Origin of the sequence: Clostridium tarantellae (genome assembly GCF_009295725.1) — a bacterium.
GTDB classification, from domain to species: Bacteria; Bacillota; Clostridia; order Clostridiales; family Clostridiaceae; genus Sarcina; species Sarcina tarantellae.
The window spans coordinates 1-11,906 of the sequence record NZ_WHJC01000095.1 but is presented as its reverse complement, the minus strand read 5'-3'; the positions used below and the strand labels follow the sequence as shown (position 1 = coordinate 11,906).

General features: G+C 26.9%; 8 protein-coding genes. All 8 read right to left on the bottom strand.

All coding sequences use genetic code 11. From position 1 onward, the window contains the following. Positions 1–82: 82 nt before the first annotated feature. Complete coding sequence (gene spoVE / locus GBZ86_RS07970; protein ID WP_152889437.1) at positions 83–1,210, bottom strand: stage V sporulation protein E; 1,128 nt, start codon at positions 1,208–1,210, stop codon at positions 83–85. Positions 1,211–1,234: 24 nt separating this feature from the next. Then, the gene (gene mraY, locus GBZ86_RS07965) at positions 1,235–2,221 is read right to left on the bottom strand and encodes a phospho-N-acetylmuramoyl-pentapeptide-transferase (protein WP_152889435.1); all 987 of its coding nucleotides are present in this window, start codon (positions 2,219–2,221) and stop codon (positions 1,235–1,237) included. Between the two features lie 47 nt (positions 2,222–2,268). Continuing rightward, positions 2,269–3,630 carry a UDP-N-acetylmuramoyl-tripeptide--D-alanyl-D-alanine ligase gene (locus GBZ86_RS07960; protein WP_152889433.1) on the bottom strand — a complete coding sequence of 454 codons (1,362 nt, stop codon included), beginning with the start codon at positions 3,628–3,630 and terminating at the stop codon, positions 2,269–2,271. 12 nt (positions 3,631–3,642) lie between these two features. Further along, positions 3,643–5,100 carry a UDP-N-acetylmuramoyl-L-alanyl-D-glutamate--2,6-diaminopimelate ligase gene (locus GBZ86_RS07955; protein WP_152889431.1) on the bottom strand — a complete coding sequence of 486 codons (1,458 nt, stop codon included), beginning with the start codon at positions 5,098–5,100 and terminating at the stop codon, positions 3,643–3,645. Between the two features lie 86 nt (positions 5,101–5,186). Then, positions 5,187–7,379, bottom strand: coding sequence for a stage V sporulation protein D (locus GBZ86_RS07950; protein ID WP_152889438.1), 2,193 nt, complete (start codon positions 7,377–7,379; stop codon positions 5,187–5,189). 328 nt (positions 7,380–7,707) lie between these two features. Then, positions 7,708–10,074, bottom strand: a complete 2,367-nt coding sequence (locus tag GBZ86_RS07945) for a stage V sporulation protein D (RefSeq protein WP_170272189.1) — start codon at positions 10,072–10,074, stop codon at positions 7,708–7,710. A 121-nt stretch (positions 10,075–10,195) separates the two neighbouring features. Next, positions 10,196–10,600, bottom strand: a complete 405-nt coding sequence (locus GBZ86_RS07940; RefSeq protein ID WP_152889429.1) for an FtsB/FtsL family cell division protein — start codon at positions 10,598–10,600, stop codon at positions 10,196–10,198. Between the two features lie 36 nt (positions 10,601–10,636). Continuing rightward, positions 10,637–11,569: a 16S rRNA (cytosine(1402)-N(4))-methyltransferase RsmH gene (rsmH, locus tag GBZ86_RS07935; RefSeq protein ID WP_152889427.1), complete on the bottom strand. Its 933-nt coding sequence runs from the start codon at positions 11,567–11,569 to the stop codon at positions 10,637–10,639. Positions 11,570–11,906: the final 337 nt, after the last annotated feature.

The window sequence follows — 11,906 nt, the reverse complement described above, 5'->3', positions numbered from 1 at the left end:
CTTTTTATAAACAGACTAAAAAATTTATTTATTTATAAAATTAATATTAAAGTTATATTAAATAAAAAAAAAGGCGGTTAAATTAAACGCCTTTTTTATTTATTTTAGTTTGTCTGGAAATATTTAAAAGTATTCCCATAGCAATCAAGTTAATTACTAATGCACTTCCTCCATAACTTATAAAAGGAAGAGGTACTCCTGTAACTGGCATAGAACCTGTTACAACTGCTATATTTATTATTGCTTGAACTGCCACTATAGATGTAATTCCCGTTGCTAATAAAGTTCCGTAATCATCTCTAGCCTCAATAGCTATTTTTATTCCTCTATAAATAAAGAAAATAAATAATCCTATTATAACTAAGCAACCTATTAATCCTAATTCTTCTCCTATTATAGCAAATATAAAGTCATTATGTGGTTCTGGCATATATAAAGTTTTTTGTCTAGATTGACCTAATCCTAATCCAGTAACTCCTCCAGCTCCTAATGCATAAAAAGATTGTATTAATTGATATCCATTTCCTGCAGGATCTTGCCAAGGATTTATAAAATTCATAAGTCTGGCTCTTCTATATGGTTCAAAAAAAGCAAAACCCGCTGCTGCCATAGCTAGCATTGGTAATACAATTCCAAACATTTGCTTATTTTTTGCTCCTGCAACTACTATAAGTATAAAAGTAACAATCATTGTTACAGATGCTATACTAAGATTTTTTTGAGCTAATATTAAAATTGCATATATTCCTCCAAGAATTAAACAAGGTACTACTCCCTTCCAAAATTCCTTTATTTGCTCTCCTTTTTTCACAAGCAAAGTTGCTAACATAATTACTATTACATATTTAGCAAGTTCTGAAGGTTGAAATGACAACGGACCTAATTTTATCCATCTTTGAGCTCCTTTAGTAGCTTTAAAGAAAAAAACTGAAACTAACAAAAATGGTGTTATTAAATACATAGGCCATGCTATATCCTTAAATTTATGATAATCAACCCTAGAAAAAATAAACATAGCTATTAATCCTATTATTGTAAATACGAATTGTCTTAACAAAAAGTAGGTACTACTCTTGTAATTAAACATTCCATAATATGAACTAGCACTATATACCATTACTACCCCAACTGCTAATAGCAGCATAATAGTATATAATAATCCTAAATCAACTTTTAATTTAGAATTTAACTTGACGCCTTTCACTTTCATAAAATCTCCTCCTTATAAAATACCCTAAAGAGAGGCAAATGCTATAAAGCATAAAATTACTGTAACTACTGAAAATACAGACACTATCTTAGTCTCACTCCAACCTAGTGCTTCAAAATGATGGTGTATAGGTGCCATTTTAAATATTCTCTTTCTTGTTAATTTAAATGAAGCTACCTGTAAAATAACAGATACTGTTTCTATAACATATATACCTCCAATTATTACTATAATTATTGGCATCTTCAATATTAAAGCTACCATAGCTATTGCTCCACCTAATGCTAAAGAACCTGTATCTCCCATAAATACTCTTGCTGGAAATGCATTAAATCTTAAAAATGCTAATAATGCTCCTGCTAAAGCTACACAAAATACAGATAAACTTAAATGTCCCATACTATAACTTAAAATTGCTAAAAATGTTATTACTAAAACAGTTATTGATGTAGCTAATCCATCTAATCCATCTGTAAGATTTACTGCATTTGTAGTTGCAGTAAAATAAACCATAACAAAAGGAATATATAACCACCCAATACTTATCTGCCCTTCCATAAATGGTATATTTATACTTGTTCCTATTTGTGTATATGCATAATATGTTAATGCACTAGAAATTAATATTAACCAAAACATTTTTTGCCATGCTTTTAGTCCCTCATTCTTTTTCTTTATTATTTTTAATAAATCATCTAAGAATCCTATAAATCCAAAGCCTATGAATGAATATAATGCTATCATTGCTTCATCAGAAAAATTTTTATTCATTACTCTAATCATAACTATCATAGTAATAGCAGTAGAAAAAATAAATATTAATCCTCCTATTGTAGGAGTTCCTGCTTTTTTTTGATGACTCTTTGGTCCTTCTGCTCTTATATTTTGTCCAAATTTCAGTTTATGAAGTAATGGTATTAAAACTGGACCTATTATTGAAGCTATAATAAAGCTTATAATTATACTAAATACTATAACTGGATCTATTATCGATTGTAAAAATTCTATCATATTTTAAATGCTACCTAAAATAAGTAGCTTCACCTCCTTGGTTAAATCTATATTTCTTTTAAACTATTTGTTATTTCTTCAAATTTCATACTTCTAGATGCTTTAACTAATACTATATCATCATTTTTCACAACATTTTTAAGATTTTTAATTAACTCTTCTTTATTATTAAAAACTATACATCCTAATCCAAATCCATTTTGTATATTTTCAGAAAACTCACCACAACACAATACTAAATCTATTTTATTTTCTTTTGCATATTTTCCTATTTCATTGTGAGCATTTCTAGCTTCAGCTCCTAATTCCTTCATAGTTCCAAAAATACCAATTCTTCTTTTCCCATTTATAGATTTTACTACATCAATAGCTGATTTAACTGAAGAAGGACTAGAATTATAACAATCATTAACTATAATAAATTTATTATTTTTTATTAACTCTAATCTCATAGAAGTTGCTTTTAAATTTTTTAATCCATTCTTCATTTCTTTTAATGTTAATCCTAACTCTTTTGATATTGCAATACCTAACATTAAATTTTGTACATTATGTTTTCCTGGCATATTTAATAAAAATTCTTCTTCTAAGTCATTATAAAAAACTTTAAACTTAGAACTAAATTCTCTAGATTCAAAATCTTTAGCTCCTATATTAAAATCTTCACCTATACCAGTTTTTATAATATTATAATCTTTAGAATCTATATCACTTAATTTATCATCATTTCCATTAACAACAAGAATATTATTTTCACCAAAATAAGTTGTTATTTCCATTTTTGCCTTTAATATGTTATCTCTTGTTTTTAAATTTTCAATATGAGATAACCCTATATTGGTTATTATAGCCATATCTGGTGAGGAAATTTCAGCTAATTTCTCAATTTCTTTTAAATTATTCATCCCCATTTCTAAAACTGCTATATCATAATTGCTATCTAATTCTAATATCATTAATGGAAGACCAATATCATTATTAAAATTTCCTTTTGTTTTAAAAACCTTAAATTTATCACTTAATAAAGCTGCTAATAAATCTTTTGTTGATGTTTTTCCTGCTGATCCTGTAATTCCTATAACTTTTAATGCAAGTTTCTTTCTATAATATTTAGCTAACTCCATTAAAGCAACTCTTCCATTTTCAACCTTTATCAGCCCTTTATTACTAGGAATGTTGTTTTCTTCATATTTGATTTCATCAATTATACATACATTAGCACCTTTATTAAATGCTTCTTCTACATAATCATTTCCATTAAAATTACATCCTTTTAAAGCTATAAACATTGTATTTTCTTTTATTTTTCTTGTATCTGTTGATACTGATTGAACATTATATTCTATTGGTTCTTTTAAGATTTCTCCATCAACTGCTTTTGCTATTTCATTAAAGCTTAATTCTAACATCTAATTTCACCTCTAATTTTTTTCTAAAATGTCATATATAACTTCTCTCTCATCAAAATGTATAGTTTCATTTTTTAAAATTTGATATGTTTCATGCCCTTTTCCTGCTATTAAAATAACATCACCTTCTTTAGCTAAACTTATGGCTTTTTTTATTGCATCTTTTCTATTTTCTATTGTTATATAATTTGAATAATCAATTCCTGTAATAATATCTTTTATTATTTGTTCTGGTTCTTCTGATCTAGGATTATCAGAAGTAATTATAACTAAATCAGATAGTTTACATGCTATTTCTCCCATTTGAGGTCTTTTAATTTTATCTCTATCTCCACCACAACCAAAAATAGTTATTATTCTAGTTTCTACAAAACCTTTTATAGTATTTAAAATATTTTCAAGTCCATCTGGAGTATGAGCATAATCTATTATTATGCTATATGGTAAATTTTTATCTTTAGCTACGCTTTCACATCTGCCTGGTATAATTACATTTTTTATACCATTAATTATACTATTAATGCTAATACCTAACTTATATGCACATAATATACATCCTAATGCATTATATATGTTATACAATCCTGGAATGTTAATTTTAAAACTTTCTTCTTTACTATTTATTAATATTTTAAATTGTGAACCATTTGAATTGCTTTTAATCCCTTTAGCTTTAAAATTTGATTCATTATCTATGGAAAAAGTATTTGTTTTAGTGCTTATTTTATATTTTTTAATATCTTCTATAATTTTTAGTCCATAATAATCATCTATATTTATTAAACTAAATTTAGATCTTTCAAATAATTTAAATTTAGCTTTATAATAATTTTCAAAGGTTTTATGAAAATCTAAATGATCACGTGTAAGGTTAGTAAAAATACCACATTCAAATTCTATTCCATATACTCTATTTAATTCTAATGAATGTGATGAAACCTCCATTACACAATATTCAACCTTATTATTAACCATAGTATTAAATAATTCATGTAACTCTAATGATTCTGGTGTAGTTCTTTCAGTATGAATTTTTCTATTTCCAATATAATTAGCTATTGTTCCAATTAAACCAACCTTTAATCCACTATTCTCTAATATAGACTTTATAATAAATGCAGATGTTGTTTTTCCATTAGTTCCAGTTATACCAATTATTTTTAATTTATTTTTTGGATTTCCAAAATAATTTGATGATATTATAGCTAAAGTTTTTCTAGTATCTTCTACTTTTATAATTGTTATGTCATCTTTAGATTTTACAACGTCTTCAACTATTATTGCAGCTGCTCCTCTTTTTATTGCATCTTCAATAAAAGTATGACCATCAACTTTTAATCCTTTAATACATACAAAAATGTCACCTTTTTCAATTTTTCTGTTATCATAACATATCTTATTTATATTTTTTTCTACATTTCCGTTTAAAAGCTCATATTTACATTGCTTTAAAAGTTCTTTTATTATCATAATTTAATCACTCCTTAAATACTATGCTAGTATCTATAGTTAAATTCACAAAATTCTAGCATGTGACTTTGTCACATGCTCAAAAATTAATTTTCTTCTTTATTACTTAAAGTCAATTTTATATTATCACCATTATTAAGCAAATCTCCAAAAGGAACACTTTGATTAACTACAACACCTTTTCCTTCAAATGTTGCTTTAAGCCCTATAGATTCTAAAATTTTTTTTGCATTATCTTCATTATATCCATCCAAATTTGGAACAATAACATCTTTATTATAATTTGAAGAACTACCAGTGTAAAGATTGATTTTTTCATTATTACCTATAAGAGAACCTGGCTTTGGACTTATATCCATTACAAATTTACCCTTTCCTTCTATAGACTCTTCAATTCCTAATTTTTTTAATTTATCCTTCACCACCGAAATCTTTTTACCCCTAACATCTGGAACAATAACATATTTTTCATCATCACTTGTTTTTATTTCATTAGATTCCATATAGGTAAAAATATCTGTAAACAAATCATGAGCATAAGGTGCAGCAACTATTCCGCCGAAATATTGACCTCCTCTTGGGTGATCTATAGCTATTAACACTGATACCTTAGGATCATCTACTGGAGCAAAACCTACAAAAGATGATAAATAACCTTCTTTTTCACTATCATATTTTCCAGTCTTAGGATTAACTTTTTCTCCTGTTCCTGTTTTTCCTGCTATTCTATATCCTTTAACCCCTGCACTCTTAACAGAACCTTTACTAACAGCAGATTCCATTGCTTCTTTTACACGTGCACATGTTTTATTACTAATTGGCACTTTATTAACATGTGGATGAAAAACTTCATCAATTACTCTATCTCCATTACTATTTATATGACTTATTTCTTTCATAACATGAGGTTGTATCAATTTTCCTCCATTAGCAATAACATTCAAAGATGTCATGTATTGTGTAAAATTTAATGTATTTGTTTGTCCAAAGGATATTGTACCTAAGTCCATAGGAATAACATTTTCTATTGGTTTTAATATACCTGGAGTCTCTCCTGGTAAATCTACACCTGATTTTTTTCCTAATCCAAAATCATTAAGATATGAATATAACTTTTCTTTTCCTAATTTTGCTCCTATATCCATAAAAGCCACATTGCAAGAATTTTCAAGAGCTTGATCAAAAGTTATAGTTCCATGTCCACCTTGTGATGGTCCTTTCCAACATCTAACGTCCACATTTCCAAATTTTTTAAATCCAGGACAATAATAAGTTTCATCTTTTCCTGCAATACCTTCTTGAACCGCAGCTGCTGATGTTAATACTTTAAATATAGAACCAGGCTCAAAAGAATCTGAAACCGCTCTATTTCTCCACATTTTTTGCATTTTAGCTGTTACATTACTACCAGAGAACCTTTCATATCCGACATAAGGATTATTAGGATTAAAATCTGGTTTATTAACCATAGCTAATATTTCTCCATTATTTGGATTCATAACTATAATTGTTATAGAATCTGGATTATACTCTTTAATTGCTCTATCAGCAATTTTTTCTGCACTAAATTGTATTTTTTCATCAATAGTTAATATTACATCTTTTCCATCAACTGGTGGAGTATATTTAGGAACTGCATATGGAAATTCTCCACTTCTTCCATCCATTTCAGTTATTCTCATTCCTGGTATTCCTGCTAACTCTTTATTATATTTTAACTCTACACCATTTAACCCGATTCCATCAGAATTAGTATTTCCTAGAACATGTGCAGCAAAATTATTGTTAGGATAATATCTTTTAGTATCGGAAGATACTACAACTCCATCTATTTTTAAAGTTTTTACTTTATCCGCTTTCTCTTTTTCTATACTTCTTACTAATATAGCCGCTGGTACTAGCGTGCCTGATTTAGTTCTTAAATTTAATCTATCTTTAACCTCTTCTATTTTTAATCCTGTTGCATTTGACAAATTTTGTGCTATATCATCTAATTTTATATTTTTATTTTTTGAATAAGAGATTATTGTTGGCAAATTTAAATCTACCCTATAAACATTAGCACTTACAGCTAACTCTGTTTTATTTCTATCTAATATTTTACCTCTTTTTCCATATACTTTTATTTCACTTGTCCATTGTTCACGTGCCATATTGGAATATTGTTCAGATTTAAATATCATTATATAAATTAATCTTAATGATATACAAAATAAAAGGAAAAATAAAATACTCATCAATGCCAAATTTTTTCCATTATTAATTTTTCTTTTTTTCATCTTTTTACTTCTGTTTTTATCCACTTGCCATCCTCCTAAATAAATTAATTAACAGTGAAAGTTTTTAATTTTTTAAACTTTACCTACTATTAACTATCTAGATATACGTTGCTCACAATTTAATTTTTCCTTCGTTAGTTCATAATTTACTTTATCATATATTATAAATATTTATAAGACATAAAAAGTGAAAATCTAATATTTTAATCTAATTGTTTTTTAACACTTTATAAATTTATCATAATATATGTTAAAATTTATTACTTATAAATTAAAATATATGCTAGCATACAATTATTATCTATACTAACATATATTTTTTATTTAATTATTTAGGTAAATTACTTAAGTTTAAAGTAATATTAGATCCTGAGTTTATAATTATCCCACTCTCAATGTTTTGATCATTAACAATGCCACTTCCACTAAAAGTTCCTTTTAACCCTATACTATCCAAAATATTTTTAGCTTCTAATTCAGTATATCCTACTAAATTAGGAACAATAACTTCTTTTTTTGTTTTTTTATCTTTTTCTTCCGTATTAATAACAATATTAAATTCTTCTTTTTTTTCATTATTTTCAAATTCTATACCTTCTACTTTATTACCAGAACCATTGATTATTGGTTCTAAGTTAAATTCATTTAAATTAAATTCATTCAAGATTTCTACAGCTTCTGTTATACTCATACTTAAAATTTCTGATTTTTCTGTATATAATATTATATTTGTTTTTTCTTTTATAGTATATCCTGGTTTAGGTGTCATATCTAAAATTTTATTTCCTTGTCCTTCTATTAATACTTCTATATTTAAGTCTTTTAATATTTTTTTCGCTTCATCTACTGATTTTTCTCTTACTTCTGGAACAACTACATCCATATTTTCATTAGGTTTTGATACATTCAACTTATTAGGATCTAAATAATTAAATATATCTGTAAATAATATATTAGCCAAAGGTGCTGCAACTCTACCTCCATAGTATTCACCATTTTTAGGATTATCTACTGAAATCATTACAGATACTTTAGGATTATCATAAGGAGCAAACCCTACAAATGATGCAACATAGCCTCCACCATATCCACCCGTTTCTGGATTAACCTTCTGTGCTGTACCTGTTTTTCCAGCTATGCCATACCCCTCCATATAAGTACTTTTTGAAGAGCCATAATGTACAGCTTTTTCTAAAGCTGAATTTAATCTTTCTGCTGTTTCTTTACTTATTATATTTTCCTTTTTGTCTGGTTTAAATTCCTCATCTACAATTTTATTTCCATTTTCATCTATATGAATTATTTCTTTTACTACATGTGGCTGTATCCAGGTTCCTTTATTAGCTACTGCATTAACTGCACTTAAGAACTGTATTGGGTTAACTGTATTAGTTTGACCAAAAGATATAGTTGCTAAATCCATATCAGTTATATTTTGTGTCTTTTTTATTATACCTGGTGATTCTCCCGGTAAATCTACTCCACTTTTTTTACCAAATCCAAATTCTTTTATATATTTATTTAACTTTTCTTTTCCTAATCTTTCTCCTAAATTCATAAATCCAACATTACATGAATTTTGTATAATTTCATCGAAAGTTTGAGTTCCATGTCCACTTCTTTTCCAACACTTTATATATCTATCGGCCTTATGTAGACCTCCTGAACAAGTATATGTTTCATCCTTTCCTGCAAGACCTTCTTCTATAGCTGCTGCTGCTGTTACAATTTTAAAAATTGATCCTGGTTCAAAGGAGTCTGATACTGATCTATTTCTCCACATCTTTTGAATTCTATCAGTTGATGTATTTCCTTGAAAATTTTCAGCTCCATCATAAGGTGCATTTGGATTAAAATCTGGCTTGTTTGATAAAGCTAATACTTCACCATTTGTAGGATCCATAACCATTACCGTTACAGCATCAGCATTATGTTCTTTTAATGCTATATCAGCAGTTTTTTCAGCAAAATATTGCATATTTTCATCAATAGTCAAAAGTAAATCTTTCCCATTAACAGGCGCAGTAAATTGTGAAATTGTATATGGGTGATCCTGTATATTAGTAGCAAGCTCTGTAGTTCTCAATCCTGGAGTTCCTGATAACACTTTATCATATTTTAATTCTACACCATTTAATCCAACCCCATCAGAATTAGTTGTTCCTAAAACATGCGCTAAAAAATTATCATTAGTATAGTACCTTTTTGTATCTGGTGATACTATTACACCATCTATATTTAATGCTTTTACTTTATCCGCATGTTCTTTTTCAATCCGTCTAACTAAAATAGCCGACCCAGCTAAAGCTCCTGAAGGTAACTTAAATTCTAATTTTTTCAAAACAGTTTCCTTATCCATTTCTGTAGCTTCAGCTATTAAATTACTTAACTGTTCATTAGTTGTATTATTTTTTTCATTATATGATCTAATTGCATTTAGATTAAAATCAACTCTATACACATTAGCACTAACCGCCAACTCTTTTTCATTTCTATCCAATATTTTTCCTCTTTTTGCAGCTATTTTAACTTCACTAGTCCATTGTTCTACGGCCATAGCTGCATATTTTTCTGATTTAAATATCATTATATAGGAAAGTCTAAAAGCAAGAATAAATATTACAAAATATAAAATTACTAAAGTTATTCCTAATCTTTTTTTAGTAGTTGCTTTATCTCTATATTGTCTTTTCAATATAAAAACCTCCTTTAGAATATTTTATAAAAAAATTATGGATGTACTTATTATTAATTAATAATAAGTACATCCATAATTACTATGTTAAATATTTAAATAAAATGATTAATATTAATATTTATTTAGATATATCTATCATATTTTCCTTAGTTGGTAATGTCATATTTAACTTAGTTTTAGCTGTTGCTTCAATGTTCCCTAACGCACTAGTTTTTAGCAATTCAACTTCTAAAGCTTCATTTTCACTAGTCATAACTTTAATTTCCTTATTTATATTAGCTAAATCTTTTTGCGTTTTGTAAACTTTCATATCACGAGTAATTGTAATAGTTCCAACCAAAGCTACTAATGCAACAATTTGTATTATATTTTTTCTAATTTTTTTTTCTCTTAATCTATACCTTTTTCTTTTTTCTAATTCTCTATTTTTCTTGACCTTTTTTTTACGTTTGGGATCAGAACCTTTTCTATTAGGGTCTAACACGGTGTTCCCATTATAATTATTATAATCTTTAAATTCCATTTTTATCCCTTCCCCATTTTGTAATATTTTTTCTTATTATAGCTTCTCTATTATCCTTAGTTTTGCACTTCTACTTCTTGGGTTAAATTCTAATTCTTCTTTTGATGGCTCAATAGGTTTTCTTGTTAATACCTTAACATCTGGCTTTTTATTGCATATACATATAGGAAATTCACTTGGACATGTACAAGGATTTTCTAAATTTCTAAAAGTATTTTTTACAATTCTATCTTCCAAAGAATGAAAGGTTATTATTGCCATTCTTCCACCAGTATTTAATTTATTTACACCATCTTTTATTGTTTGTTCTATTATTTCTAATTCTTTATTAACTTCTATTCTTATAGCTTGGAATGTTCTTTTAGCTGGATGAGGTCCTTCTCTTCTAGCTTTAGCTGGTATAGCAGCTTTTATTACATCTACTAACTCTAAAGTTGATTCTATACTTTTATTAGCTCTAGCTTTTACAATAAAATTAGCTATCCTTTTTGAAAACTTTTCCTCACCATACTCTTTAATTATTCTAAATAGCTCTTCTTCAGAATAATTATTAACAATATCATAAGCTGAAAAAGAATTTTCTCTATTCATTCTCATATCTAATGGTGCATCTTGCATATAGCTAAATCCTCTATCACCATTATCTAACTGATATGATGAAACTCCTAAATCCATTAAAATTCCATCTACTCCATCAATATTTAATTCATTCAATACATTATAAATGTTATAGAAATTACTATGAACAAGAGTTATGTTATTAAATTCTTTTAACCTTTCTCCTGCAGCCTTTAAGGCATCTTTATCTTGATCTATACCTATAAGTCGACCATTTTGAGATAAATTTTTTATAATTTCACTTGAATGACCTGCTCCTCCTAAAGTACAATCTACATAGATACCATTTTTTTTAATATTAAGTGCATCTATGCATTCATCTAATAAAACTGAAACGTGCTTAAATTCCATTTGTCTACTCCTTATATTGTTAAGTAACTCTTGGTTACTTAATGTATTTATATACCAATAAGTATTTTCATAGCACCTTTAGGAATTAACTTAAGCTATAAACTAATTTTAATATTACAACCCCATTAACATAAAATTATGTTAATCTAACCGTGTTATTTGCCTAATTAAAATCTCATTACCTAAACCCTAGTTTTTTCTGTATAAATTGTATTTTTTTTAATACATGGTAATATTTAAAAATCTATTAACTAAATATTATTAATAATATTATAAATATCAAACCTATATAATAAATAATTTACACACTTTACTATATTTTTGCAACTATATTTTA

Bases quoted from the DNA above. Each gene is read 5' to 3' on its own strand.
- spoVE (WP_152889437.1), bottom strand. From the start codon at position 1,210: ATGAAAGTGAAAGGCGTCAAGTTAAATTCTAAATTAAAAGTTGATTTA.
- mraY (WP_152889435.1), bottom strand. From the start codon at position 2,221: ATGATAGAATTTTTACAATCGATAATAGATCCAGTTATAGTATTTAGT.
- GBZ86_RS07960 (WP_152889433.1), bottom strand. From the start codon at position 3,630: ATGTTAGAATTAAGCTTTAATGAAATAGCAAAAGCAGTTGATGGAGAA.
- GBZ86_RS07955 (WP_152889431.1), bottom strand. From the start codon at position 5,100: ATGATAATAAAAGAACTTTTAAAGCAATGTAAATATGAGCTTTTAAAC.
- GBZ86_RS07950 (WP_152889438.1), bottom strand. From the start codon at position 7,379: ATGAAAAAAAGAAAAATTAATAATGGAAAAAATTTGGCATTGATGAGT.
- GBZ86_RS07940 (WP_152889429.1), bottom strand. From the start codon at position 10,600: ATGGAATTTAAAGATTATAATAATTATAATGGGAACACCGTGTTAGAC.
- rsmH (WP_152889427.1), bottom strand. From the start codon at position 11,569: ATGGAATTTAAGCACGTTTCAGTTTTATTAGATGAATGCATAGATGCA.